This window comes from Streptomyces spinosus, from assembly GCF_020400655.1.
Lineage (GTDB): Bacteria > Actinomycetota > Actinomycetes > Streptomycetales > Streptomycetaceae > Streptomyces > Streptomyces argyrophylli.
Window position 1 is genome coordinate 155,854 of the sequence record NZ_JAINRC010000012.1, and the last position, 26,818, is coordinate 182,671.

A 26,818-nucleotide genomic window follows, 5' to 3' on the forward strand; every position below is an offset into this window, starting at 1 on the left:
GTACTTACTCCTCGTCAGAGATGGCTGAGCCGGGAAGGGCCGCTCAGCTCTCGTCTTCGAGCCAGCCCATGGTCCGGTCGACGGCCTTGAGCCAGTTCTTGTACTCACGGTCGCGGGTCTCCGCGTCCATGCGGGGGGTCCACTCGGCGGCCCGGCGCCAGTTGGCGCGCAGGTCGTCGGTGCTGTTCCAGAAGCCGACGGCGAGACCGGCGGCGTAGGCGGCGCCGAGGCAGGTGGTCTCGGCGACCATCGGGCGCACCACCGGTGCGTCGAGTACGTCGGCGAGGGTCTGCATCAGCAGGTTGTTGGCGGTCATGCCGCCGTCGACCTTCAGGGTCACCAGCTCGTCGCCGGAGTCCTTGACCATGGCGTCGGCGATCTCCCGGGTCTGCCAGGCGGTGGCCTCCAGGACGGCGCGCGCGAGGTGCGCCTTGGTGACGTACCGGGTCAGGCCGGCGATCACACCGCGGGCGTCGGAGCGCCAGTGCGGGGCGAACAGGCCGGAGAAGGCCGGCACGAAGTAGGCGCCGCCGTTGTCCTCGACCGAGAGCGCGAGCGTCTCGATCTCGGCCGCGGTGGAGATCAGGCCCATCTGGTCGCGCATCCACTGCACCAGCGAGCCGGTGACGGCGATCGAGCCCTCCAGGGCGTAGACCGTCGGCTCGTCGCCGATCTTGTAGCCGACGGTGGTCAGCAGACCGGCGTAGGAGTTGATGATCTTGCTGCCGGTGTTCATCACCATGAAGGTGCCGGTGCCGTAGGTCGACTTGGTCTCGCCCTCGGAGAAGCAGGTCTGGCCGAACAGGGCCGCCTGCTGGTCGCCGAGCGCGGAGGCGACCGGGATGCCGCCGAGCAGCTCGCCGAGCTTGCCGCCCGTGATCTCGCCGTAGACCTCGGCGGAGGAGCGGATCTCGGGCAGGATCTGCATCGGCACGCCGATGGACTCGCAGATCCTCTCGTCCCACTGCATCGTGTGCAGGTTCATCAGGAGGGTGCGGGAGGCGTTGGTGACGTCGGTGACGTGCTTGCCGCCGTTGACACCGCCGGTCAGGTTCCAGATGACCCAGCTGTCCATGGTGCCGAAGAGGATGTCGCCGGCCTCGGCGCGCTCCTGGAGGCCGTCGACGTGGTCGAGCAGCCAGCGGGCCTTGGGCCCGGCGAAGTAGGAGGCAAGCGGCAGGCCGGTCTCGCGGCGGAAGCGGTCCTGGCCGACGTTGCGGGCCAGCTCCTTGCAGAGCGCGTCGGTGCGGGTGTCCTGCCAGACGATGGCGTTGTGGACGGGCTCGCCGGTGTTCTTGTCCCACAGCACGGTGGTCTCGCGCTGGTTGGTGATGCCGATGGCCTTGATGTCGTCCCGGGTGATGCCGGCCTTGGCGACGGCGCCGGCGACGACCTCCTGGACGTTGGTCCAGATCTCGTTGGCGTTGTGCTCGACCCAGCCCGGCTTCGGGAAGATCTGCTCGTGCTCCTTCTGGTCGACGGAGACGATGCGGCCGTCCCGGTCGAAGACGATGCAGCGCGAGGAGGTCGTGCCCTGGTCGATCGCCGCGATGAAGGGGCCTGCGGTGTGGGCGTCGGTCACTGTGTGCTCCTGGAAGGTCCGTGGTGAGGGGGGCTGTGCGTACGGCGCGTGCTCGAAGCCTCGGTACTCGGTCAGGCTTCTCGAGAGGCTTCTCAGGCGAAGGCGACGTTGTAGATGCCTGCGGCGATGGCGCCGCCGATCAGCGGACCGACCACCGGGATCCAGGCGTAGCTCCAGTCGGAACCGCCCTTGTTGGGCAGCGGCAGCAGCGCGTGCACGATGCGCGGGCCCAGGTCGCGGGCCGGGTTGATCGCGTAGCCCGTCGGGCCGCCGAGCGACAGACCGATCGACACCACCACGAGCGCGGTGATCAGACCGCCGAGGATGCCCAGGCCGTTGCCCTTGTCGTTCAGACCCTGGGTGAGGACCGCGAGGATCAGCACCACGGTGCCGATGATCTCCGTGGCGAGGTTCTGCACCGCGTTCCGGATCTCCGGACCGGTGGAGAAGATGCCGAGGACGGGGCCGGCGGCCTGCTCCTCGGCCTCGACCGCCTTGGCCGCCGTGGCCTGCGCGCCCGGACCGCCGACGATCTCCTTGTCGGTCAGGTGGGCGTAGAACTGCCCGTAGTAGGCGACCCACACCAGAGCCGCGCCGATCATCGCGCCGAGCAGCTGGCCGGCGAAGTAGGTCGGAACGTTGCCCCAGTCGCCGTCCTTGATGGCGAGGGCGACGGTGACGGCCGGGTTGAGGTGGGCGCCGGACAGCGGTCCGGAGATGTACACGGCCGTCATGACGGCGAAGCCCCACCCGAAGGCGATGGCGAGCCAACCGGCGTTACGGGCCTTTGAGGCCTTCAGCGTCACGGCGGCGCAGACACCGCCGCCGAGCAGGATGAGTATGGCGGTACCGATGGTCTCGCCGATGAAGATGTCGGAGCTGGACACCCGCGACTCCTTTGTCCTTCGTCCAGGGGTAAGCCGAACCCCGGTCCCAGCGGGGGTTCTGGCGCCCTCGGGGGTGAGAGCGATGCCGGCCCTTGGCGTTGTCACACTCTAGCGCGTATTGCCGGAAGGTGTTCGACAATGCCGACCGATGGACGGGAGTCTCGCTTCGGCGTTACACGTGAGTCAAGGGTTCTGTTATCGAAAACAGGATCGTTATTGATCGCTACGCGTTATCAACGTTCGTGCCCGGACATACGATCTAGCCGTTTTTGCCGATTTCAGGGTAGATCGACGACCGGGACGCCGCCTGACGTCCCGGTCGTACCGGTTCTTCCGTCCGTTCCCCGCCCGCGCCCGCGGTCAGAACCGCCCGGCGCCCAGATCCCGGGAGACCGCGCGGGCGCAGTCGCGCACCGCCGCGATCAGCTCCGGGCGCAGCTCGCCCTCCCGGCACAGCCGCTCCACGGCGCCGGTGATGCCGACCGCGCCCACGGGCATCCGGCGCCGGTCGTGGATGGGCGCGGCGATCGACGCCACGCCCTCCCAGGTCTCCTCCACGTCGGCCGCGTACCCACGCGCGCGCGTGACGTCCAACAGGTGCTCGAAAGCGCCCGGGTCGCACACCGTGCGGTCCGTGAAGGCCTTCCGCTCGGTGTCCAGCGCCTCGCTGTGCGCGACCGGGTCGTACGCGGAGAGCACCTTGCCGAGGGCCGTGGAGTGCAGCGGCTGCATCGCCCCGATCTCCAGCACCTGCCGGCTGTCGTCGGGCCTGAAGACGTGGTGCACGATCAGGACGCCCTGCTGGTGCAGGACGCCCAGGTACACGCTCTCCCCGCTGGACCTGGCCAGGTCGTCCGTCCACACCAGCGCCCGCGCGCGCAGTTCGTGCACGTCGAGATAGGTGGTGCCGAGGCGCAGCAGCTCCGCGCCCAGCTGGTAGCGACCGGAGGCGTCGTCCTGCTCCACGAACCCCTCCTGCTGGAGGGTGCGCAGGATGCCGTGGGCGGTGCCCTTGGCGAGGCCCAGCGACGAGGCGATGTCCGAGAGGCCGAGCCGCCGCTCGCCGCCCGCGAGCAGCCGCAGCATCGCCGCCGCCCGTTCGAGCGACTGGATGTTCCGTGCCATCGCCGTCCTGCCTCCGTCCCCTTCGACCTCGCCGCGGTGCCCATGTGAAAATCACCGTTCGGCAATGTCGAACACTACCGGTCCATGCCGACCTCCCGCTAACGGTCGGACGGCACCTGTTACATCACACGTGATCCGCGCGTGGCACGCGGGCCACCCGCGTCCGCCTCGTGGACGCCGCTGCCCATCCAAGCCGACTCCCGGCTACTCTGGCGCCGTGCGGCAACCCGGCCGGTCCGGGCCAGCCGCATAGCCGACAGCCGTCGCACTCCAGGGAGCCCTTACATGGCCTCGTCGCCAACGTCCCCTTCCGCCGACAGCCGGACCCGTGTGTCCGCGCTCCGCGAGGCGCTCGCCACCCGAGTGGTGGTCGCCGACGGAGCCATGGGCACGATGCTCCAGGCCCAGGAGCCCACCCTCGAGGACTTCCAGAACCTCGAAGGCTGCAACGAGATCCTCAACCTCACCCGCCCCGACATCGTCCGCTCCGTCCACGAGGCGTACTTCGCCGTGGGCGTCGACTGCGTCGAGACCAACACCTTCGGGGCCAACCACGCGGCCATGGCGGAGTACGACATCGCCGACCGGGTCCACGAACTGTCCGAGGCGGGCGCCCGCATCGCCCGGGAGACCGCGGAGGAGTTCTCCGCCCGCGACGGCCGCACCCGCTGGGTCCTCGGTTCCATCGGCCCCGGCACCAAGCTGCCCACCCTCGGCCACGTCGGGTTCACCACCCTCCGGGACGGCTTCCAGGCCAACGCCGAGGGCCTGCTCACCGGCGGCGCGGACGCCCTGATCGTCGAGACCACCCAGGACCTGCTCCAGACCAAGGCGTCCGTCCTGGGCGCCCGGCGCGCCATGGAGCGCCTCGGTACCGAGGTCCCCCTGCTCTGCTCGATGGCCTTCGAGACGACCGGCACCATGCTGCTCGGCTCCGAGATCGGCGCCGCGCTCACCGCGCTGGAGCCGCTCGGCATCGACATGATCGGCCTGAACTGCTCGACCGGCCCGGCCGAGATGAGCGAGCACCTGCGCTACCTCACCCGGCACTCCCGCATCCCGCTGCTGTGCATGCCCAACGCCGGCCTGCCCATCCTCACCAAGGACGGTGCCCACTTCCCCCTCGACGCCGAGGGCCTGGCGGACGCCCAGGAGAACTTCGTACGCGACTACGGCCTCTCCCTCATCGGCGGCTGCTGCGGCACCACCCCCGAGCACCTGCGCCAGGTCGTGGAGCGGGTGCGGGACCTCACCCCGCCCGAGCGCGCGCCGCACCCCGAGCCGGGCGCCGCCTCCCTCTACCAGTCGGTGCCGTTCCGGCAGGACACCTCCTACCTGGCCATCGGCGAACGCACCAACGCCAACGGCTCCAGGAAGTTCCGCGAGGCCATGCTGGAGGGCCGCTGGGACGACTGCGTGGAGATGGCCCGGGAGCAGATCCGCGAGGGCGCCCACATGCTCGACCTGTGCGTGGACTACGTCGGCCGGGACGGCGTGGCCGACATGGAGGAACTGGCCGGCCGCTTCGCCACCGCCTCGACCCTGCCGATCGTCCTGGACTCCACCGAGGTCGACGTCATCGAGGCCGGCCTGGAGAAGCTCGGCGGCCGTGCGGTGATCAACTCCGTGAACTACGAGGACGGCGACGGCCCCGACTCCCGGTTCGCCAGGGTCACGCGGCTGGCGCGGGAGCACGGCGCCGCGCTGATCGCGCTCACCATCGACGAGGAGGGCCAGGCCCGTACCCCCGAGAAGAAGGTGGAGATCGCCGAGCGGCTGATCGACGACCTGACCGGGAACTGGGGCATCCGCGAGGAGGACATCCTCATCGACACCCTGACCTTCACCATCTGCACCGGTCAGGAGGAGTCCCGCAAGGACGGCATCGCCACCATCGAGGCCATCCGCGAGCTGAAGCGGCGCCACCCGGCGGTGCAGACCACACTGGGCCTGTCGAACATCTCCTTCGGCCTCAACCCGGCCGCCCGCATCCTGCTGAACTCCGTCTTCCTGGACGAGTGCGTCAAGGCCGGGCTGGACTCGGCGATCGTGCACGCCTCCAAGATCCTGCCGATCGCCCGGTTCAGCGAGGAAGAGGTCCGGACCGCCCTCGACCTGATCTACGACCGCCGCGCCGAGGGCTACGACCCCCTCCAGAAGCTCATGCGGCTCTTCGAGGGCGCCACGGCGAAGTCCCTGAAGGCCGGCAAGGCCGAGGAACTGGCCGCGCTGCCCCTGGAGGAGCGGCTCAAGCGCCGCATCATCGACGGCGAGCGCAACGGCCTGGAAGCCGACCTCGACCAGGCGCTCCAGGACCGCCCGGCGCTCGACATCGTCAACGAGACCCTGCTGGACGGCATGAAGGTCGTCGGCGAGCTGTTCGGCTCCGGCCAGATGCAGCTGCCCTTCGTCCTGCAGTCCGCCGAGGTCATGAAGGCCGCCGTCGCCTACCTCGAACCGCACATGGAGAAGTCGGACGCCGAGGGCAAGGGCACGATCGTGCTCGCGACCGTGCGCGGCGACGTGCACGACATCGGCAAGAACCTCGTCGACATCATCCTGTCCAACAACGGCTACAACGTCGTCAACCTCGGCATCAAGCAGCCGGTCTCCGCGATCCTGGAGGCGGCCGAGGAACACCGGGCCGACGTGATCGGCATGTCCGGGCTCCTGGTGAAGTCCACGGTGATCATGAAGGAGAACCTGGAGGAGCTGAACCAGCGCGGCCTCGCCGCCCGCTTCCCGGTCATCCTCGGCGGCGCCGCCCTCACCCGGGCCTACGTCGAACAGGACCTGCACGAGATCTACGAGGGCGAGGTCCGCTACGCCCGCGACGCCTTCGAGGGCCTGCGCCTGATGGACGCCCTCATCGGCGTCAAGCGGGGCGTGCCCGGGGCGAAGCTGCCCGAACTCAGGCAGCGCCGGGTGCGGGCCGCCGCCGTGGAGATCGAGGAGCGCCCGCAGGAGGGCCACGTACGCTCCGACGTCGCCACCGACAACCCGGTCCCCGAGCCGCCCTTCTGGGGCACCCGGGTCGTCAAGGGAATCCAGCTCAAGGAGTACGCGAGCTGGCTGGACGAGGGTGCGCTGTTCAAGGGCCAGTGGGGTCTGAAGCAGGCCCGCACCGGCGAGGGGCCGACGTACGAGGAACTGGTCGAGACCGAGGGCCGGCCCCGGCTGCGCGGCCTGCTCGACCGCCTCCAGACCGAGAACCTCCTGGAGGCGGCCGTCGTCCACGGCTACTTCCCCTGCGTGTCCAAGGACGACGACCTGATCATCCTGGACGAGGAGGGCAACGAGCGCACCCGCTTCACCTTCCCGCGCCAGCGGCGCGGCCGGCGCCTGTGCCTGGCCGACTTCTTCCGCCCGGAGGAGTCCGGCGAGACGGACGTCGTCGGCCTCCAGGTCGTCACCGTGGGCTCGCGCATCGGCGCGGAGACGGCCAAGCTCTTCGAGGCCAACGCCTACCGCGACTACCTGGAACTGCACGGACTGTCCGTCCAGCTGGCCGAGGCCCTCGCCGAGTACTGGCACGCCCGCGTGCGCGCCGAACTCGGCTTCGGCGGCGAGGACCCGGCCGCCATCGAGGACATGTTCGACCTGAAGTACCGAGGCGCCCGCTTCTCCCTCGGTTACGGCGCCTGCCCCGACCTGGAGGACCGCGCCAAGATCGCGGAGCTGCTCCGGCCGGAGCGGATCGGCGTCCACCTGTCCGAGGAGTTCCAGCTCCACCCCGAGCAGTCCACGGACGCGATCGTGATCCACCACCCGGAGGCGAAGTACTTCAACGCACGGTGAGGCGTGTCTCACCCAGCAGACTGTTCGGACACGTCGTAAACTGGTCGGTCCACTGCAGGCCGGTTCCCCGCCCGGGAACCGGCCTGGTCGTCCCTCAAGGAGGTGCGCCCGGATGACCAGTACGGTCCCCGCGCTCGGAACCCGTACAGCCGAAGGCTCCGCCCTGGAGGCGGTGCTGCTCGACATGGACGGCACCCTGGTGGACACAGAGGGCTTCTGGTGGGACGTCGAGGTGGAGGTCTTCGCCGCCCTCGGCCACCCGCTGGACGAGTCCTGGCGGCACGTCGTGGTCGGCGGCCCCATGACCCGCAGCGCCGGCTTCCTCATCGAGGCGACCGGCGCCGACATCACCCTCGCGGAACTCAGCGTGCTGCTCAACGAGGGCTTCGAGGACCGCATCGGCCGCACGCTGCCGCTCATGCCGGGCGCCTCCCGGCTGCTCGCCGAACTGCACCTGCACGGCATCCCCACGGCCCTGGTCTCCGCCTCCCACCGGCGCATCATCGACCGGGTGCTCACCGTGCTCGGACCGCACCACTTCGCCCTCTCCATCGCCGGCGACGAGGTCTCCCGCACCAAGCCCTTCCCGGACCCGTATCTGCTCGCCGCCGCCGGACTCGGTGCCGATCCGGCCAGATGCGCGGTGGTCGAGGACACCGCCACCGGCGTCGCCGCCGCCGAGGCCGCGGGCTGCCGGGTGGTCGCCGTCCCCTCCGTGGCCCCCATCGGCCCGGCCGAGGGACGCACCGTCGTCTCCTCCCTGGAAGAGGTCGACCTGGCATTTCTGCGGGGCCTGATGACGGAAATGCGCTAGCCGTTCACCCAGCGTGTTAAGTCCGTTGGCGACTGTGGACACATTTCCGGGGAAGTACACCCGAGGGGAATTCGCCGGGAGCGGGGCGGCCGAATTCCGCTGACCGGCCGCACAGTTGACCGTGTGACGTTCCCCACGTCCGCGGGGCTCGACAACGCTGCCCAAGTGTGCTGATCGGGCCCATCGGGGGTGTTTCCGCGCGACCTTGTGTCCCGATTGATGGGAAGCTGCACTAATCCTGCCGCTGTCGGGTTTTCGGTGTGTCCGCGACCGGTTCCACTGCGTGATGGGGGGTCAACTCACGCGGCTGCGAACCCGGCTGCGGGCGCGGACTAATCTCATCGCGAGAACATCGCCGAGAACCCCCGTGATCCGCCGCGTCACCCCTGCATGCCGGATACACGGACCCGAACAGCTCTGGAGAAACTCCCGCATGAACCGCAAGACTTTGGTGCTGCCGGCGCTGGCCGGCCTGCTCACCCCGGTTCTCGCCGCGTGCGGCGGATCCGACAGCGGGAGCAAGAGCGGTGACGCCATCGTCGTCGGTACCACGGACCAGTTCACGGCCACCAAGGAAGCCCCGGCGCCGCTCGACCCGGCCTTCGCCTACGACGTCGGCACCTGGAACATCCTGCGCCAGTCCGTGCAGACCCTGATGGCCCAGCCCAAGGGCGAGGGCGACCCCGTCCCGGACGCCGCCGAGAGCTGCTCCTTCACCGACAGCGGCAGCGAGCGCTACGCCTGCAAGCTGCGGGAGGGCCTGAAGTTCGCGAACGGCGACCCGGTGACCGCCGCGGACGTCAAGTACTCCATCGAGCGTGCGCTGCGCATCAACGTGGCCGGCGGCCCGGCCGCCCTGCTGAACACCATCGACACCGTCGAGACGCAGGGCGAGCGCGAGGTCATCTTCCACCTCAAGACGGCCGACGCCACCTTCCCGTACAAGCTGTCCACTCCGGTCGCGGGCATCGTCAACCCCAAGGAGTACGCGAAGGACAAGCTGCGGGACGGCTTCGAGATCGACGGCTCCGGCCCGTACACCTTCAAGGCCGACGTCAAGGACAACGCGATCGTCGACGCGACCTTCACCAAGAACCCCAACTACAAGGGCGGCGTGACGGTCAACAACGACAAGGTCGAGCTGCGCTCCTTCACCGACGCCGACGCCATGGGCGCCGCGATCGACAAGGGTGACATCGACGTCATGACCCGCACCATGTCGCCCGCCCAGATCCAGAAGCTGGACGCCGGCACCGACGAGAACGTCGACCTGGTCGACATGCCGGGCCTGGAGATCCGCTACCTGGCCTTCAACACCGACGCCGACAGCGTCAAGTCCAAGGCCGTGCGCCAGGCCATGGCCCAGCTCATCAACCGCGGCGAGCTGGTCTCCAAGGTCTACGGCACCCAGGCCGAGCCGCTGTACTCGCTCGTCCCGGCCACCGTCACCGGCCACTCCAACTCGTTCTTCAACAAGTACGGCAACCCCAGCGTCGACAAGGCCAAGTCGCTGCTCACCAAGGCCGGCATCACCACCCCGGTGAAGCTGACCCTGCACTACACCACCGACCACTACGGCTCGGCCACCAAGCAGGAGTTCGAGGTGCTGCAGAAGCAGCTCAACGACAGCGGCCTGTTCGACGCCTCCATCCAGGGCCACCCCTGGAAGATCTTCCGGCCCGCCGAGCAGAAGGGCCGCTACGACGTCTACGGCATGGGCTGGTTCCCCGACTTCCCGGACGCCGACAGCTTCATCGCGCCCTTCCTCGACAAGGACAACACCCTCGGCTCGCCGTACAACAACAGCACCATCCAGCGCACGCTGATCCCGCAGTCCCGCCGCGAGGCCGACCGGCTCAGCGCCTCCAAGAGCCTGAACGAGATCCAGGACATCGTCGCCGACGACGTCCCGGTGCTGCCGCTGTGGCAGGGCAAGCAGTACGTCGCCGCGCGGGACGACGTCACGGGCGTGGCCTACGCCCTCAACTCCTCCTCGACGCTCCAGCTCTGGGAGCTCAGCCGCGGTGTGAGCGGCTGACGCGAGGGCTGACACCCACTACGGCAGAGGCGCCCTTCCCCACCGGGGGAGGGCGCCTCGCGTCGTCGTACCGCTGTTCCTTCCGGCCCTACTGCGCGCCGGGACGCACCAGGCCGCTCTCGTAGGCGTACACCGCGGCCTGCACCCGGTCCCTGAGCCCCAGCTTGGTGAGCACATGGCCCACATGCGTCTTCACGGTCGTCTCGCTGACGAACAGGTCGGCCGCGATCTCGGCGTTGGACAGCCCGCGCGCCACCAGCTTCAGCACCTCCACCTCGCGGTCGGTGAGGGTGTGCAGGGTGTCCGGCACCGGCTCCTCGCCGGACGGCAGGTGCGTGGCGTACTTGTCGAGCAGCCGCCGGGTGATGCTCGGCGCGAGCATGGCCTCGCCGGCCGCGACCACCCGGATCGCCTGCACCAGCTCGTTGGCGGGCGCGTCCTTGAGCAGGAAGCCGCTGGCCCCGGCACGCAGCGCCTCCACCACGTACTCGTCCAGGTCGAACGTGGTCAGCACCAGCACCTTGGCCGGACCGTCCCGGCCGGGCCCGGTGATCTGCCGGGTGGCCTCCACACCGTCCATCCGCGGCATCCGGATGTCCATCAGCACGACATCCGGCTGCAGCGCGCGCACCTGGTCGAGGGCCTGCAGGCCGTCACCGGCCTCGCCGACGACCGCGATGTCCTGCTCGGCCTCCAGGATCATCCGGAAACCGGTGCGCAGCAGGGGCTGGTCGTCGACCAGTAGGACGCGGATGGCCACGTGACACTCCTTCGCTAGTCCGGGCCCATTCTGCCCTGCCGGCCTTCGCGGGTTCACACGGTCCCGGCCCCCGGCGCCGTGACCGGCAGCGGGTAGGGCGGGGGAGTGCCGCCGAACTCCGGGCAGTGCGCCTGGTGGTCGCACCAGCCGCACAACTTGGTGGGCCGGGGCCGCCAGTCGCCGCTCCGGGTGGCCTGCTCGATGGCCTCCCACAGCGCGTGCAGCTTGCGCTCCACCCGCTCCAGGTCGGCGAGGACGGGGTCGTACGTCAGCACGTCCCCGCTGCCCAGGTAGACGAGCTGGAGCCGGCGCGGGACGACCCGCTTCAGCCGCCACACCACCAGGGCGTAGAACTTCATCTGGAACAGCGCGCCCTCGGCGTACTCGGGCCGGGGGGCCTTGCCCGTCTTGTAGTCGACGATCCGGACCTCGCCCGTCGGCGCCACGTCCACCCGGTCGATGATGCCGCGCAGCCGCAGCCCCGACTCCAGCTCGGCCTCCACGAACAGCTCACGCTCGGCCGGCTCCAGCCGCGTGGGGTCCTCCAGCGAGAACCAGCGCTCCACGAGCCGCTCGGCCTCGGCCAGCCATCCGGCCAGCCGCTCACCCTCGGGGTCGTCGGCGAACAGCTCGGTCACCTCGGGACGGCTCTCGCGCAGCCGGTCCCACTGGCCCGGGATCAGCGCCTTGGCGCGCGGCGCCGTCCGCTCCCCGGCGGGCGCGTCGAACAGCCGCTCCAGCACCGCGTGCACCAGCGTGCCGCGCGTCGCCGCCTCGCTCGGCTTCTCCGGCAGCCGGTCGATCACCCGGAACCGGTACAGCAACGGGCACTGCATGAAGTCACTGGCGCGGGAGGGCGACAAGGAGGTCGGCGCGACGGCGCTCCGCTCCTCGCCCGCGTCGCCTGTGGCCGGGGCCGGGACCGTCCCCGGCGCCGCTTTCCCTGCCGGTTCCGTGGCCGCAGGCATCGCGGGGTCCGGCGTCGGGAGCGGGGTGGCCGGGGGTGTCCGTCCGGCGCCGCCCGGCTGGGCCGCCGCCTCGTCGATGCTGCTGTCCATGTCCACAGACCTTACGGCCCACCACTGACAGTGACCCAGCCGCCGCCCGCGCCGGCCGTGCGTCGCCGGGACGAACACAGGGTGCCGGGGCGAAACGTGCCACCACTGCCGCATACCATCGACTTCAGACCCTTCCGTCCGGCAGGTGCGGAAGGACGCTTCGAACGAGGGGACACCGTGGACGTGAGCGGCGGGAGCGGCAAGCCGCGGTCCGGCAACGACGAGCCGGCCGAGCACTCCGCTGACCCTACGGCCCCGGCGACCGGACCCACCGGCCACCCAGGCCCGGAGCCCGGACCCCCGCGCCCCGCCGACCGGGCCGAGAGCGGCCCCGAGGATCCGGCGGGCAAGGCCACGGCCGACGGGACCGGAACGGGCGGCGAAGACGGCGCGAAGCCCCGGACGAGCGGCGGCACCACCGACCCGGCCGGCGCCCCCGAGCCCGACCCGGCCGGCACACCCGACCCGGCCGGCACACCCGACCCGGCCGGCGCCCCCGGCGCCGCCCCGGCCGAGACTCCCCGTCAGGGCCCCGCCCCCGCCGAGCCGGACGACCGGGCCCCGGCCGGGACCCCCCGACAGGGCCCCGCCACCGCCGAGCCGGACCACCAGACCCCGGCGGACCACCAGGCCCCGGCGGACCACCAGGCCCCGGCGGACCACCAGGCCCCGGCGGACCACCAGGCCCCGGCGGACCACCAGGCCCCGGCCGAGCCTTCCCGGCAGGGCCCCGCTCCCGCCGAGCCGGACCACCGCGCCCCGGAGCACCGAACCCCCGCCGAGCCCCCCCGGCAGGACCCCGCCCCCGCGCATCACTCCACCGCCCCCGAGCACCGTTCCCTCGCCCACTCCGGCATCGCCAAGGGCGAGCCGCCCGAGCCGCGGCCGAAGGAGCCCGGCGGCGGCATTCTCATGGGGCGCCCCTTCGGCGTCCCGGTCTACGTCGCGCCGAGCTGGTTCCTCGTCGCCGCGCTGATCACCTGGGTCTTCGGCGGACAGCTCGACCGGGTGCTGCCCGAGCTCGGCGCCGCCCGCTACCTGGTCTCCCTCTTCTTCGCCGTCGCCTTCTACGCCTCCGTCCTGGTCCACGAGCTGGCCCACACGGTCGCCGCGATCCGCTTCAGGCTCCCCGTCCGCCGCATCCAGCTCCAGTTCTTCGGGGGCGTCTCGGAGATCGAGAAGGAGGCCGAGACCCCGGGCCGGGAGTTCGTGCTGGCCTTCGTCGGCCCGCTGCTCTCCCTGGCCCTGGCCGGCCTGTTCTACCTCGCCATGAAGCCCGTGGAGCCCGGCACCGTGCCCGGCGTCCTGCTGGCCGGGCTCATGGTCTCCAACCTGATCGTTGCGATCTTCAACCTCCTCCCCGGCCTCCCGCTCGACGGCGGCCGCATGCTCCGCGCCGTCGTCTGGAAGATCAGCGGCAGGCCGATGACCGGCACGGTCGCCGCCGCCTGGGTCGGCCGCGCCCTCGCCGTCTCCGTCCTGATCGGCCTGCCCCTGCTCAACCAGTCCGGCGCCTTCGGCGGTGGCGGCGAGGACGTGGGCGGCATGGACACCGTCACCGACGCCCTGCTCGCCGCCATCCTCGCCGCGATCATCTGGACCGGCGCCGGCAACAGCCTGCGCATGGCCCGGCTGCGCGAGCACCTCCCCGAGCTGCGCGCCCGCACCCTCACCCGGCGGGCCGTCCCGGTGGAGAACGACACCCCCCTCTCCGAGGCGCTGCGCCGCGCCAACGCCGCCGGGGCCCGCGCCCTGGTCGTGGTCGACGCCGACGGCAACCCGCTCTCGCTGGTCCGCGAGGCCGCCATCGTCGGCGTGCCCGAGCACCGCCGACCCTGGGTCTCCGTCAGCGGTCTCGCCCAGGAGCTGACCGACGGCATGCGGGTCTCCGCCGAGCTGGCCGGCGAGGAACTGCTGGACGTGCTGCGCGCCACCCCGGCCACCGAGTACCTGGTGATCGAGGAGACCGGCGAGATCTACGGAGTCCTGTCCGCCGCCGACGTCGAGCGGGCCTTCGTGCGGGCCATGGCGCGGCCGGCCTGACGCCGCCGCCGTCCCCGCCCACGCGCCCCCCACCCCCTCCGCCGGTCAAGCCCCCGGCAGGGAACCGGTAGGCTGGTCACATGTCCGAACCGACCGGTGCCGCCCGCAGGCGCGGGCCCTTCAAGGTCGGGGACCAGGTACAGCTGACCGACCCCAAGGGTCGCCACTACACGTTCACGCTCGAAGCCGGGAAGAACTTCCACACCCACAAGGGCTCCTTCCCGCACGACGAACTGATCGGCGCTCCCGAGGGCAGCGTTGTCCGGACCACCGGCAACGTCGCCTACCTCGCGCTGCGCCCCCTGCTCCCCGACTACGTCCTGTCCATGCCCCGCGGGGCAGCCGTCGTCTACCCGAAGGACGCGGGGCAGATCCTCGCCTTCGCCGACATCTTCCCCGGCGCCCGCGTCGTGGAGGCCGGCGTCGGCTCCGGCTCGCTCAGCAGCTTCCTGCTGCGGGCCATCGGCGACCAGGGCATGCTGCACTCCTACGAGCGCCGCGAGGACTTCGCCGACATCGCCCGGCAGAACGTGGAGCGCTACTTCGGCGGCCCCCACCCCGCCTGGCAGCTCACCGTCGGCGACCTCCAGGACAACCTGTCCGACACCGACGTCGACCGCGTCATCCTCGACATGCTCGCCCCCTGGGAGTGCCTGGAGGCCGTCTCCAAGGCGCTCGTCCCGGGCGGCATCCTGTGCTGCTACGTGGCCACCACCACCCAGCTCGCCCGGACCGTGGAGTCCATCCGGGAGATCGGCTGCTTCAACGAGCCGACCGCCTGGGAGACCATGATCCGCAACTGGCACATCGAGGGCCTGGCCGTCCGCCCGGACCACCGGATGATCGGCCACACCGGCTTCCTGCTCACCGCCCGCCGCCTCGCGGACGGCGTCGAGCCGCCCATGCGCCGCCGCCGCCCCGCCAAGGGCGCCTACGGCGAGGACTACGCCGGACCGAACGCCGACGGCGGCACCGGCCGCTGACCGGGCGCACACCGGTACAACGCGAGGGCGCCGTGCCCGAGTTCCCGGCCGCATCCGGAAACTCGGTCGCGGCGCCCTCGTGTTGACACGGCACCGGCATCGACGCCTCCCACGCGCGCGGGGGTGCGCACACGGTCCGGCCGGGAATCCCTGACCCCGCCGTTCCCGCGCACTGTGACGTGTGGCACCATGCAGCCCATCCCACCGGCACAGCCCTCACAGGAGACGCTCCTCGTGCAGCAATCCGCCGTTCCGGAGCTCGCGCACACCCAGACCCGGCCCATCCACTGGGTCGCCACCGCCACGGCCGTCGCGGGTGTCGTGGCCCTCTCCTCGGTCGTCCAGCCCGGATCGGCCACGGCGGCCCAGTCCGCCCCCGCCCCCGAGGGCAGGCCCGCCGCGGCGGCCGTCGCCCCGCCGGGCACGGCCGGCGTGCGGTTCCCGCTGGACTGCGGTCCCGTGAAGGCGGTGGTCGTCAAGAAGGCCACCGGAGACCTGGACGGCGACGGCAGGCCGGAGACCGTCGCGGTGGTGCACTGCGACGCGCCCATGGGCACCCCGCCCGACGGGGTCTACGTCCTCACCCGCTCCGCGAACGGCGGCAAGCCGCGCGTGGTCGCCACCCTCGTCGAGCCGAAGGAACGGCTCACGGTCACCGACTTCGCGCTCCGCGCGCGTGCGGTCTCCGCCACGCTCCTCGGCTACTCCTCGGACAACGTGCCCAGTTGCTGCCCGGACGTGAAGACCCCGGCCTCGTGGCGGTGGAACGGCAGCGCCTTCCTGCGCACCACCCCGGCCGGGACCCAGAGCGTCTGAACCGGGCTCACTCCGCGTCGGGCCCGTACACCTCCACCTTGTCCGAAACCCGGCGTACGTGGATGCAGTCGCCGGGGCACTCCTTCGCGGAGTCCACCACGTCGGTCAGGAGCGGCAGCGGCACCGGGGTAGTCGCCCCGGGAGCCTGGAGCAGCTCGTCGTCCGCGCCCTTCACGTAGGCCAGCCCGTCGATGTCCAGCTCGAACACCTCGGGGGCGTACTGGGCGCAGATCCCGTCGCCGGTACACAGGTCCTGGTCGATCCAGACCTCCAGCGCCTCGCCGCCCGGGGCCTCCTGCTGCACGGTCATCTCTCCTGCCGTCGGTTCGCCGGGCGGTCCCGGCACCCCGAGGGCCAGCCGGGTCCGCTCCAGCGGCTGTTGGACACCCCCGACCCTACCTCCGCCCGGTTTGTTGCCGTGTGGGACCGGTCCGGGGTTTCCGGCCCGGCCCGCTCGGGTACCAGCGCCGGACCGGGAAAGGGGTTCCCCGGCGGCCGGGTCGATCACTTCAGGCCGCCACGGCGGTCACGCCATCCGCCGACACCGTCGCTCTGCGTGATGATCGTACGAGCGCGCTGGCTGCTGCCCGAATACGGGCCGATCGGTCGGGTGCGGACAACTCCGGTCAGTAATGAAGGGATTCGACCACGCCATGCATGGAACAAGCGGCTTTCCCTTCACGTTGAGTGGGTATCCCCTCCGTGCGAGGGAGTGTGCACCGGGTGACCGACGACACACCTTGACAGTCTTTGTGATCTAGGGGTTTCAATCGACACCCACCCAGGTAGGGTCTGGAAGCGTCCAGCTCCCCTTGGAGGAGGTGAGGACCGTGGCAGCCCACGACGACGACATGAACCGCGGCATCCGCCCGGGACGCGGGTCCGACGACCCGGCCGGGCAGATCGCCTACCTTGAGCAGGAGATCGCCGTCCTGCGCCGCAAGCTCGCCGACTCTCCGCGCCACACGAGGATTCTCGAAGAGCGGATCGTCGAGCTGCAGACCAACCTGGCCGGCGTGTCCGCCCAGAACGAACGACTGGCCAACACCCTCCGTGAGGCCCGCGACCAGATCGTGGCCCTCAAGGAGGAGGTCGACCGGCTCGCTCAGCCGCCGGCCGGCTTCGGTGTCTTCCTGCAGGCCAACGAGGACGGCACCGCAGACATCTTCACCGGCGGCCGCAAGCTCCGGGTGAACGTCAGCCCCAGCGTCGAGGTCGACGAGCTGCGGCGCGGCCAGGAAGTCATGCTCAACGAAGCGCTCAACGTGGTCGAGGCCATGGAGTTCGAGCGCGTCGGCGACATCGTCACCCTCAAGGAGATCCTGGAGGACGGCGAGCGTGCCCTGGTACTGGGGCACACCGACGAGGAGCGGGTGGTACGGCTCGCCGAGCCGCTGCTGGACGTCACCATCCGCGCCGGCGACGCGCTCCTGCTCGAACCGCGCTCGGGCTACGTCTACGAGGTCGTGCCCAAGAGCGAGGTCGAGGAACTGGTCCTCGAAGAGGTCCCCGACATCGGCTACGAGCAGATCGGCGGTCTCGGCAACCAGATCGAGGCCATCCGCGACGCGGTCGAGCTGCCGTACCTCTACCCGGACCTGTTCAAGGAGCACGAGCTGCGCCCGCCCAAGGGCGTCCTGCTCTACGGCCCGCCCGGCTGCGGCAAGACGCTGATCGCCAAGGCCGTGGCGAACTCGCTGGCCAAGAAGGTCGCCGAGGTCACCGGCCAGGCGGCGGGCAAGAGCTTCTTCCTGAACATCAAGGGCCCCGAGCTGCTCAACAAGTACGTCGGCGAGACCGAGCGGCAGATCCGACTCGTCTTCCAGCGTGCGCGTGAGAAGGCCAGCGAGGGCACCCCCGTGATCGTCTTCTTCGACGAGATGGAGTCCCTCTTCCGCACCCGCGGCTCCGGTGTCAGCTCGGACGTGGAGAACACCATCGTCCCGCAGCTGCTCGCCGAGATCGACGGCGTGGAGGGCCTGCAGAACGTGGTCGTGATCGGCGCCTCCAACCGCGAGGACATGATCGACCCCGCCATCCTGCGCCCCGGCCGGCTCGACGTGAAGATCAAGATCGAGCGTCCGGACGCCGAGGCGGCGAAGGACATCTTCGGCAAGTACCTCACCGAGCGTCTGCCGCTGCACGCGGACGACCTCGCGGAGCACGGCGGCGACAAGGGGTCCACGGTCCAGGGCATGATCCAGACCGCGGTCGAGCACATGTACGCCGAATCCGAGGAGAACCGATTCCTGGAGGTCACCTACGCCAACGGCGACAAGGAAGTCCTCTACTTCAAGGACTTCAATTCCGGCGCCATGATCGAGAACATCGTGGGCCGCGCCAAGAAGATGGCGATCAAGGACTTCCTGGAGAAGAACCAGAAGGGTCTCCGCGTCTCCCACCTGCTCCAGGCCTGCGTGGACGAGTTCAAGGAGAACGAGGACCTGCCCAACACCACCAACCCGGACGACTGGGCCCGGATCTCCGGAAAGAAGGGCGAGCGGATCGTGTACATCCGTACGCTCATCACCGGAAAGCAGGGCGCGGACACCGGACGCTCCATCGACACGGTGGCGAACACCGGTCAGTACCTGTAACGGCAGGGCGGCTGCGGGTGCCCTCGGCGGGTACCCGCAGCCGACTGTTTTTCGGGCCACGACCGGAGCAGCCAATGACGCAAATGATCTCCCCACCAGCGCAAAGGCGTTCTAGGCTCGTTCCTGCCGCCGAGTCGCGCCGTGCGGGGACGGGCACCGCACACGCATCGGAGCGCCAGCGGTACGTGAGCGGCGCCCACGACCGAGGGTGCCGCCGGGCAAGGAGGGCCGCATGACCGTACGGCGAGTAATGGGCATCGAGACGGAGTACGGGATCTCCGTCCCCGGCCACCCGAACGCCAATGCCATGCTCACCTCGTCCCAGATCGTCAACGCCTACGCGGCGGCGATGCACCGGGCCCGACGGGCCCGCTGGGACTTCGAGGAGGAGAACCCGCTGCGCGACGCGCGAGGCTTCGACCTCGCCCGGGAGGCCGCCGACTCCAGCCAGCTCACCGACGAGGACATCGGCCTGGCCAATGTGATCCTCACCAACGGTGCGCGCCTCTACGTCGACCACGCCCACCCCGAGTACAGCGCGCCCGAGGTCACCAACCCCCGCGACGCCGTCCTCTGGGACAAGGCCGGCGAGCGGATCATGGCCGAGGCCGCCGAACGGGCCGCGCAGCTGCCCGGCGCCCAGCCGATCCACCTCTACAAGAACAACACCGACAACAAGGGCGCCTCCTACGGCACGCACGAGAACTACCTGATGAAGCGGGACACCCCCTTCTCGGACATCGTGCGCCACCTCACGCCCTTCTTCGTCTCCCGCCAGGTCTTCGCCGGGGCCGGCCGGGTCGGCATCGGCCAGGACGGGCACGAGCACGGCTTCCAGATCAGCCAGCGCGCGGACTACTTCGAGGTCGAGGTCGGCCTGGAGACGACGCTCAAGCGGCCGATCATCAACACCCGCGACGAGCCGCACGCGGACGCCGAGAAGTACCGCCGGCTGCACGTGATCATCGGCGACGCGAACCTCTCCGAGATCTCGACGTACCTCAAGCTGGGCACGACCGCCCTGGTCCTGTCCATGATCGAGGACGGCTTCATCGCGGTGGACCTCGCCGTCGACCAGCCCGTGCGCACCCTCCACCAGGTCTCGCACGACCCCTCCCTCAAGCGCCTGGTCACCCTGCGCAGCGGGCGCACGCTCACCGCGGTGCAGTTGCAGATGGAGTACTTCGAGCTGGCCCGCAAGTACGTCGAGGAGCGCTTCGGCGCCGACGCCGACGACCAGACCAAGGACGTCCTCAGCCGCTGGGAGGACACCCTCACCCGGCTGGAGAACGACCCGATGAGCCTGGCCGGCGAGCTGGACTGGGTCGCCAAGCGGGAGCTGATGGAGGGCTACCGCCGCCGCGACGACCTGGACTGGGACGCGGCCCGGCTGCACCTGGTCGACCTCCAGTACGCCGACGTACGGGCCGAGAAGGGCCTCTACAACCGCCTGGCGGCCCGCGGGCGCATGAAGCGACTGCTGGAGGAGTCCGAGGTCGACAGGGCGCGCAGGAAGCCACCGGAGGACACGCGGGCGTACTTCCGGGGACGCTGCCTGGAGCAGTACGCGGACGACGTCGCGGCCGCCTCCTGGGACTCGGTCATCTTCGACCTCCCGGGCCGCGACTCGCTCCAGCGCGTTCCAACCCTGGAACCGCTACGCGGAACGCGAAATCACGTCAAGGAGCTCCTGGACCGCTGCCGTACCGCGGAAGACCTGGTCAGGGTCCTGTCCGGCGGGTGAGCGGAACCAGAGGGGTACTCGGTGCGCCCGGGCGGCCGGGGTGGAAACCCCACCGCCCGGGAATCATCGGGATGGCCCCCGTACGTTGCGGAAACTGCGGGGCCGATGTCGGACCCGGCTTGTAGGGTCTGATCATCACCGATCGGCAGGCGAACTGAGCGGGGTGAGGGTTATGGCAACCAAGGACACGGGCGGCGGTCAGCAGAAGGCGACGCGCTCGACCGAGGAGGTCGAGGAGCAGGCGCAGGACGCGCAGGCCTCGGAGGACCTCAAGGAGCGGCACGAGAAGCTGTCCGACGACGTGGACTCCGTCCTGGACGAGATCGACGACGTACTCGAGGAGAATGCCGAGGATTTCGTGCGAAGCTTCGTGCAAAAGGGTGGAGAGTAAAGGGCGCTGGCACCTTAGGCCTTCGAATTGAAGGTAGCGGGGGGTAAGGGTGGCTGGCGATGCGCACGCGAAGCGATGCAGGAAATGTAAGCGAGGCCTGCCTTCAGTCGCATTCGCGCGGGACAGGAACCGGCGTGACGGCCTCCAGGCGGACTGCCGGGAGTGCGTGGCGGAATACGGGGCCGCGTACTACCGGCGGCGCCGGGAGGCTTCGGGGAAGCCGGTACGGGAGAAGGTGGACGTTCCACCGGGGCACAAGCTCTGCCGGACGTGCGGTGAGATCAAGCCGCACAGTCAGTGGCACCGCAACGCCACCGCGTCCGACGGGCTGTCCACGCGCTGCAAGGCGTGTCGGGCGGCGCAGGGGCGGGAGCAACATCTGAAGCGTCAGTACGGCCTCACCGAAGCCGAGCGGGACGAGTTGGTCACGGCTCAGGGCGGAGTCTGCTGCATATGTCTTTCGGCTCCGCCCGCTCATGTGGATCACTGCCATGAGACGGGTAGGGTCCGTGGCGTACTGTGCTTCAGCTGCAACGCAGCGCTGGGGCAGTTCAAGGATCGGCCCGACGTCATAAGGCGGGCTGCTGTATACGTGGAAGGAACCTCGTGGAAGCCAACTCTCGTGGCACCGGGCGTCTACCAGCTGCCTTCCTGACGCCAGGATCCTCTTCGTTCATGGACTTCCTCTCCGAGCACCAGCCCGAGCTGCTGCCCGGCAACCGGCAGCTGCCGCCCGCCAAGGGCGTGCTCGAGGCGCCGCACGGCACGACCATCGTGGCCGTGACGTTCCCCGGCGGCGTGGTGCTCGCCGGTGACCGCCGGGCCACGATGGGCAACGTGATCGCGCAGCGGGACATCGAGAAGGTGTTCCCGGCCGACGAGTACTCGGCCGTCGGCATCGCCGGCACCGCCGGCCTGGCCGTCGAGATGGTCAAGCTCTTCCAGCTGGAGCTGGAGCACTTCGAGAAGGTCGAGGGCGCCCAGCTGTCCCTGGAGGGCAAGGCGAACCGGCTCTCGACCATGATCCGCTCCAACCTCGGCATGGCCATGCAGGGCCTGGCCGTGGTCCCCCTCTTCGCGGGGTACGACCTGGACCGCGAGAAGGGGCGCATCTTCTCCTACGACGTCACGGGCGGCCGTTCCGAGGAGCACAACTTCGCGGCGACGGGCTCCGGCTCGATCTTCGCGCGCGGTGCGATGAAGAAGCTGTTCCGTGACGACCTGACCGAGGAGCAGGCCACCACCCTGGTGGTGCAGGCCCTCTACGACGCGGCTGACGACGACTCGGCGACCGGTGGTCCCGATGTCGCCCGCCGGATCTACCCGATCATCACCGTGATCACCGAGGACGGCTTCCGCCGGCTCACCGAGGACGAGTCGTCGGAGATCGCCCGCGCGGTGCTCCAGAAGCGCCTGGAGGAGCCCGACGGCCCCAAGGCCGCCCTGCTCTGAGCGCGGGCCCCGGTTTCTTATCAAGGTGATCCAGTGACCATGACAGAAAGGGACGGATAACCGGTGTCGACGCCGTTCTATGTCTCACCCCAGCAGGCCATGGCCGACCGGGCGGAGTACGCCCGCAAGGGCATCGCCCGCGGCCGCAGCCTGGTCGTGCTGCAGTACGCCGACGGCATCGTCTTCGTCGGCGAGAACCCGTCCCGCGCGCTGCACAAGTTCAGCGAGATCTACGACCGGATCGGCTTCGCGGCGGCCGGCAAGTACAACGAGTACGAGAACCTGCGCATCGGCGGTGTCCGCTACGCCGACCTGCGCGGTTACACCTACGACCGCGACGACGTCACCGCCCGCGGCCTGGCCAACGTCTACGCCCAGACGCTGGGCACGATCTTCTCCTCCGCGGCCGAGAAGCCGTACGAGGTGGAGCTGGTGGTGGCCGAGGTGGGGGAGACCCCCGAGGGCGACCAGATCTACCGGCTGCCGCACGACGGCTCCATCGTGGACGAGCACGGCTCGGTCGCGGTGGGCGGCAACGCCGAGCAGATCAGCGGTTTCCTGGACCAGCGCCACCGCGACGGCATGAGCCTCGCCGAGGCCCTCAAGCTGGCCGTGCAGGCCCTGTCGCGGGACACCAACGGCAGTGAGCGGGAGATCCCCGCCGAGCGCCTGGAGGTCGCCGTCCTGGACCGTACGCGCCCGCAGAAGCGCAAGTTCAAGCGCATCGTCGGGCGCCAGCTGGCCCGCCTGCTGGCGGCGGACGGCGCGAGCACGGAGGCGGAGAGCGCGGACGGCGCCGAGGACTCCGACGAGGAGTAGCCGCCCCCGCGCGTGTCGCCGGGTGCCCCGGCCGGATCTCCGGCCGGGGCACCCGGCTTTTCACGCCGGCGGGCGTGGCGGCGCCGTGGAGCCCCGGACGACCAGTTCGACGGGGATGTCCCCGCCGTCCGGTTCCCGGCCCTCCAGGACGGCCAGCAGGGCCCGCATGCCCCGTTCCCCGAACAGCTCGGCGTCCAGCCGTACCGTCGTCAGCTCGGGGTCGAGCGCGGTGGCCAGGGCCAGGTCGTCCAGGCCGGTGACGGACATGTCGTCCGGGACGCGCAGCCCCAGCCGGCGCAGCGCCTTGTAGGCGCCGGCGGCGAGCTTGTCGTCGTCGCAGACCACCGCCGTCGGCCGGGGGCCCGGCGCGGTGAGCGCGGCCTCGGTGGCGGCGAGCGCGCCCTCGATGGAGATCGGGGCCCGGGCCGTGCGGACCTCGGTGCCCGGCACGGCGGCCAGGCGCGCGGCCAGTTCCCTCGCGCGGACCTCGAAGGTCCAGGAGGGCACGTCGGCGGCGAGGTGCAGCACCCGGCGGTGGCCGAGGGCCAGCAGGTGGGCGGCGACCTGCCGGACGCCGTCGGCGATGTCCAGGTTCACGGTCGCGGCGCCCAGGCTGCCCTCCGGGTCGCTGTCGAGCATGACCAGGGGCAGCTGGTCGCCCCGGATCGCGGTGAGTGCGTCGGCGGCCATCGAGGAGGCGATGACGCCGTCCAGGGCGGCCTGCGCGGAGGCGAAGGGGTCGCGGGCCGGGCCGACGCCCTCGGGGGAGGGGTAGAGCACCACGCCGAAGCCGTGTTCGGCCGCCACGCGCGCGGCGCCGGTGTAGACGCCGGCGAAGAACTCGGTGGTCAGGGCGGGCACCACGAGCAGCACGGTGCGGGTGCGGCCCAGGCGGAGGTTGCGGGCGGCGAGGTTGGGGCGGTAGCCCAGTTCGCGCGCGGCCTCGCGGACGCGCTCGGCGGTGGTCTCGGAGACCCGGCCGCGCCACTTGTCGCCCAGGACCAGGGAGACGGCGGCCTGGGAGACCCCGGCCGCCCGGGCGACGTCCCGGCTGGTCGGGCGCGTGCTGCTGCGGGCCACCACATGACTCCCGGTCGTCTGGACGTGCGAATGGGCACATGGTACGTATGAACGAGAGACGTTATACGTAACACTTCGGGGCCCTCACGGCGTCCCGGCGAGCCGCGGAGGGCAGCACATGGCCACGGGATACCTGGACATCCTGAGGGCGAGGCACGCCCTGCGGCTGCTCACCGGCACCCTGGTGGGCCGGCTGCCCAACGCCACCGCCGCCATCGCCCTGGTGCTCTTCGTCCGCGCCGAGGGCGGCACCTACAGCCTCGCCGGCGCCCTGGCCGCCGTGTACGGCGTCGCCAACGCCGTCGGCCAGCCCGTGCTGGGCCGCCTCGTGGACCTGTACGGCCAGCCGCGCGTCCAGCTCCCCGCGGCCGTCCTCGCCGCCCTGGCCATGACCCTCTTCGCCTTCTCGGGCACCTCCCCGCTGCCGCTCGCCTACGCGGCCGTCGCGGCGGCCGGTCTGTTCACCCCGCCCCTGGAAGGCGGTCTGCGCGCCCTGTGGCCGTCCGTGCTGGGCCGTGAGGAGCAGGTGCACACCGCGTACGCCATGGACGCCATCGCGCAGGAGGTCATGTTCACCGCGGGCCCGCTGCTGGTGACCCTGTGCGTGACCCTGTGGGACGAGCGCGCCGCCCTCCTCGTGCTCAACCTGGTGGGCGTGCTCGGCGCGCTCTCCGTGGTGCTCTCGCCGCCCTCGCGCGCGTGGCGCTCGGCCCCGCGCGAGGCGCACTGGCTGGGCGCCCTGCGCTCGCGCGGCCTGCTCGTGCTGCTCGCCGCGTTCCTGTTCGTGGGTATCGCGCTGGGTTCCATCACGGTCGCCTCGGTGTCGTACGCGGACGGACACGGCGGTGACGCGGTGTACGGCTGGCTGATGGCCGGGGTGGGCCTCGGGGCCCTGGCGGGCGGGACGGTCTACGGCGCCCGCGCGTGGGGCGGCGCGCCCGAACGGCGACTCAGGGTGCTGGTGGCCCTCCTGGCGGTGTGTTACCTGCCGCTGATGCTGACGCCCGGACCTGTGGCCATGGTGTTGCTCAGCGTGGTCGCCGGTGTGTTCCTCGCGCCCTGCATCGCCTGCGCGTTCATCATCGTCGACCGGCACGCCCCGAGCGGCACCGTCACCGAGGCGTTCTCCTGGCTTGTCACCACGTTCACCGTGGGCGCCTCGGTGGGAACGGGCCTGGCAGGGCCGGTGGTCCAGGCCGGTGGCACCCTGTGGGGCTTCGCGCTGCCGGGTGCCGCCGGGGCCGTGTCGCTGCTGGTCCTGCTGGCCACCGGAGGGGTCCTCGCAGCTCCCGCGCGGGGCGGGATCGTTGCGGCTTCATCGGAAAATGATCCAAATCGTGCTGCCGAACCCCGTTTCAGCTCGGGGGATCGGGCGTAATGTTCCCTCATGGACCGCCGCATTTTCGGGCTGGAGAACGAGTACGGCGTCACGTGCACGTTCAGGGGACAGCGCCGCCTGTCTCCTGACGAGGTGGCGCGGTACCTCTTCCGCCGTGTCGTGTCATGGGGCCGCAGCAGCAATGTCTTTCTGCGAAACGGCGCCCGGCTCTATCTCGACGTGGGCTCACATCCGGAATACGCGACCCCCGAATGTGACAACGTGATCGAACTGGTCACCCACGACAAGGCCGGCGAGCGCATTCTCGAAGGACTCCTGGTGGACGCGGAACGACGCCTGCACGAGGAGGGAATCGCGGGCGACGTCTACCTCTTCAAGAACAACACCGACTCGGCGGGCAACTCCTACGGCTGCCACGAGAACTACCTGGTGGCCCGGCACGGGGAGTTCTCCCGGCTCGCGGACATCCTCATCCCCTTCCTCGTCACCCGGCAGCTGCTGTGCGGCGCCGGCAAGGTGCTCCAGACCCCGCGCGGCGCGGTCTACTGCGTCAGCCAGCGAGCGGAGCACATCTGGGAGGGCGTCTCCTCGGCGACGACCCGCTCCCGGCCCATCATCAACACCCGCGACGAGCCGCACGCGGACGCCGAGCGCTACCGCCGGCTGCACGTCATCGTCGGCGACTCGAACATGTCCGAGACGACGATGCTGCTCAAGGTCGGCGCCACCGACCTGGTGCTGCGCATGATCGAGGCCGGCACCGTGATGCGCGACCTCACGCTGGAGAACCCGATCCGGGCGATCCGCGAGGTCAGCCACGACATCACCGGACGGCGCAAGGTGCGCCTGGCCAGCGGCCGGGAGGCCTCGGCGCTGGAGGTGCAGCGCGAGTACTTCGACAAGGCGGTGGACTTCTGCGACCGCCGGGGCATCCGCACCGGCACGGTCGCGCAGGTCCTGGAGCTGTGGGGCCGCACCCTCGAAGCGATCGAGAACGAGGAACTCGACCGCATCGAGACCGAGATCGACTGGGTCATGAAGTACAAGCTCATCGAGCGGTACCGGGCCAAGCACAACATGACGATGTCGCATCCGCGGGTCGCCCAGATAGACCTCGCCTACCACGACATCCACCGCCGTCGTGGCCTGTACTACCTGCTGGAGAAGAAGGGCCAAGCCGCCCGGGTCTGCAACGACTTGAAGATCTTCGAGGGCAAGTCGGTTCCCCCGCAGACCACTCGCGCGCGGCTGCGCGGCGACTTCATCCGGCGGGCACAGGAACAGCGCAGGGACTTCACGGTCGACTGGGTGCACCTCAAGCTCAACGACCAGGCACAGCGCACCGTGTTGTGCAAGGACCCGTTCCGTTCGGTGGACGACCGGGTGGAGAAGCTCATCGCCGGTATGTAGTCACCGCGAGGTCACGCGGAGGCGGGCCGGGCATTGCGGCACACCGGGCCGGAACGCCACACGGGCGCCGTACGTTTCCCGT

General features: G+C 70.5%; 21 protein-coding genes. 14 read left to right on the forward strand and 7 right to left on the reverse strand.

What is annotated here, in order from left to right:
- Nucleotides 1-43: 43 nt before the first annotated feature.
- The 3 genes from glpK to LG395_RS23265 form a co-directional block, all read right to left on the reverse strand.
- Nucleotides 44-1,582 (reverse strand): glycerol kinase GlpK, encoded by a 1,539-nt coding sequence (glpK, locus tag LG395_RS23255; RefSeq protein ID WP_171157902.1) that lies wholly within the window; start codon nucleotides 1,580-1,582, stop codon nucleotides 44-46.
- A gap of 92 nt (nucleotides 1,583-1,674) precedes the next feature.
- Nucleotides 1,675-2,469 (reverse strand): MIP/aquaporin family protein, encoded by a 795-nt coding sequence (locus tag LG395_RS23260; protein ID WP_171157904.1) that lies wholly within the window; start codon nucleotides 2,467-2,469, stop codon nucleotides 1,675-1,677.
- A gap of 360 nt (nucleotides 2,470-2,829) precedes the next feature.
- On the reverse strand, nucleotides 2,830-3,594 hold the full coding sequence (locus LG395_RS23265; protein WP_171157905.1) for an IclR family transcriptional regulator: 765 nt from the start codon (nucleotides 3,592-3,594) through the stop codon (nucleotides 2,830-2,832).
- Between the two features lie 285 nt (nucleotides 3,595-3,879).
- Between LG395_RS23265 and metH the strand changes: the two genes are divergently transcribed.
- The 3 genes from metH (at nucleotide 3,880) to LG395_RS23280 (ending at nucleotide 10,244) form a co-directional block, all read left to right on the forward strand.
- Nucleotides 3,880-7,392 carry a methionine synthase gene (gene metH, locus LG395_RS23270; RefSeq protein ID WP_225811089.1) on the forward strand — a complete coding sequence of 1,171 codons (3,513 nt, stop codon included), beginning with the start codon at nucleotides 3,880-3,882 and terminating at the stop codon, nucleotides 7,390-7,392.
- Between the two features lie 112 nt (nucleotides 7,393-7,504).
- Nucleotides 7,505-8,206, forward strand: coding sequence for an HAD family hydrolase (locus LG395_RS23275; protein WP_171157909.1), 702 nt, complete (start codon nucleotides 7,505-7,507; stop codon nucleotides 8,204-8,206).
- 433 nt (nucleotides 8,207-8,639) lie between these two features.
- Entirely contained in the window at nucleotides 8,640-10,244 is a 1,605-nt protein-coding gene (locus tag LG395_RS23280) for an ABC transporter substrate-binding protein (protein WP_171157911.1), read from the forward strand.
- 88 nt (nucleotides 10,245-10,332) lie between these two features.
- On the opposite strand, the gene LG395_RS23285 is transcribed toward LG395_RS23280, so the two are convergent.
- A complete protein-coding gene (locus LG395_RS23285; RefSeq protein WP_014671700.1) occupies nucleotides 10,333-11,004 on the reverse strand; it encodes a response regulator in 672 nt (223 codons plus the stop codon).
- Between the two features lie 53 nt (nucleotides 11,005-11,057).
- Nucleotides 11,058-12,062 carry a RecB family exonuclease gene (locus LG395_RS23290; RefSeq protein WP_225811090.1) on the reverse strand — a complete coding sequence of 335 codons (1,005 nt, stop codon included), beginning with the start codon at nucleotides 12,060-12,062 and terminating at the stop codon, nucleotides 11,058-11,060.
- A 177-nt stretch (nucleotides 12,063-12,239) separates the two neighbouring features.
- Here LG395_RS23290 and LG395_RS23295 point away from each other — a divergent pair, with 177 nt between their 5' ends.
- From LG395_RS23295 to LG395_RS23305, 3 genes are all read left to right on the forward strand, one after another.
- Nucleotides 12,240-14,105 (forward strand): site-2 protease family protein, encoded by a 1,866-nt coding sequence (locus LG395_RS23295; RefSeq protein WP_225811091.1) that lies wholly within the window; start codon nucleotides 12,240-12,242, stop codon nucleotides 14,103-14,105.
- An 80-nt stretch (nucleotides 14,106-14,185) separates the two neighbouring features.
- Nucleotides 14,186-15,088 carry a tRNA (adenine-N1)-methyltransferase gene (locus tag LG395_RS23300; protein WP_061921269.1) on the forward strand — a complete coding sequence of 301 codons (903 nt, stop codon included), beginning with the start codon at nucleotides 14,186-14,188 and terminating at the stop codon, nucleotides 15,086-15,088.
- A 234-nt stretch (nucleotides 15,089-15,322) separates the two neighbouring features.
- On the forward strand, nucleotides 15,323-15,904 hold the full coding sequence (locus LG395_RS23305; RefSeq protein WP_171157916.1) for a hypothetical protein: 582 nt from the start codon (nucleotides 15,323-15,325) through the stop codon (nucleotides 15,902-15,904).
- A 7-nt stretch (nucleotides 15,905-15,911) separates the two neighbouring features.
- Here LG395_RS23305 and LG395_RS23310 read toward each other — a convergent pair whose 3' ends face one another.
- Entirely contained in the window at nucleotides 15,912-16,214 is a 303-nt protein-coding gene (locus LG395_RS23310; RefSeq protein WP_171157918.1) for a ferredoxin, read from the reverse strand.
- A 520-nt stretch (nucleotides 16,215-16,734) separates the two neighbouring features.
- On the opposite strand from LG395_RS23310, the gene arc reads away from it, so the two are divergent.
- From arc to prcA, 6 genes are all read left to right on the forward strand, one after another.
- Complete coding sequence (gene arc, locus LG395_RS23315; RefSeq protein ID WP_103812389.1) at nucleotides 16,735-18,501, forward strand: proteasome ATPase; 1,767 nt, start codon at nucleotides 16,735-16,737, stop codon at nucleotides 18,499-18,501.
- Nucleotides 18,502-18,733: 232 nt separating this feature from the next.
- Nucleotides 18,734-20,245 (forward strand): depupylase/deamidase Dop, encoded by a 1,512-nt coding sequence (dop, locus tag LG395_RS23320; RefSeq protein ID WP_372463460.1) that lies wholly within the window; start codon nucleotides 18,734-18,736, stop codon nucleotides 20,243-20,245.
- Nucleotides 20,246-20,417: 172 nt separating this feature from the next.
- The gene (locus LG395_RS23325; RefSeq protein ID WP_020939002.1) at nucleotides 20,418-20,636 is read left to right on the forward strand and encodes a ubiquitin-like protein Pup; all 219 of its coding nucleotides are present in this window, start codon (nucleotides 20,418-20,420) and stop codon (nucleotides 20,634-20,636) included.
- A 49-nt stretch (nucleotides 20,637-20,685) separates the two neighbouring features.
- Nucleotides 20,686-21,291: an endonuclease VII domain-containing protein gene (locus LG395_RS23330; protein WP_225811092.1), complete on the forward strand. Its 606-nt coding sequence runs from the start codon at nucleotides 20,686-20,688 to the stop codon at nucleotides 21,289-21,291.
- Nucleotides 21,243-22,088: a proteasome subunit beta gene (prcB, locus tag LG395_RS23335; RefSeq protein ID WP_225811093.1), complete on the forward strand. Its 846-nt coding sequence runs from the start codon at nucleotides 21,243-21,245 to the stop codon at nucleotides 22,086-22,088. Before LG395_RS23330 ends, prcB begins: the two co-directional genes overlap by 49 nt.
- A gap of 63 nt (nucleotides 22,089-22,151) precedes the next feature.
- A complete protein-coding gene (gene prcA, locus LG395_RS23340; protein WP_171157925.1) occupies nucleotides 22,152-22,907 on the forward strand; it encodes a proteasome subunit alpha in 756 nt (251 codons plus the stop codon).
- A 60-nt stretch (nucleotides 22,908-22,967) separates the two neighbouring features.
- Here prcA and LG395_RS23345 read toward each other — a convergent pair whose 3' ends face one another.
- Nucleotides 22,968-23,987 carry a LacI family DNA-binding transcriptional regulator gene (locus LG395_RS23345; protein ID WP_171157927.1) on the reverse strand — a complete coding sequence of 340 codons (1,020 nt, stop codon included), beginning with the start codon at nucleotides 23,985-23,987 and terminating at the stop codon, nucleotides 22,968-22,970.
- A gap of 118 nt (nucleotides 23,988-24,105) precedes the next feature.
- Between LG395_RS23345 and LG395_RS23350 the strand changes: the two genes are divergently transcribed.
- Complete coding sequence (locus LG395_RS23350) at nucleotides 24,106-25,365, forward strand: MFS transporter (protein ID WP_171157929.1); 1,260 nt, start codon at nucleotides 24,106-24,108, stop codon at nucleotides 25,363-25,365.
- 9 nt (nucleotides 25,366-25,374) lie between these two features.
- Complete coding sequence (gene pafA, locus LG395_RS23355) at nucleotides 25,375-26,736, forward strand: Pup--protein ligase (RefSeq protein ID WP_171157931.1); 1,362 nt, start codon at nucleotides 25,375-25,377, stop codon at nucleotides 26,734-26,736.
- The last annotated feature ends 82 nt before the right edge of the window (nucleotides 26,737-26,818 follow it).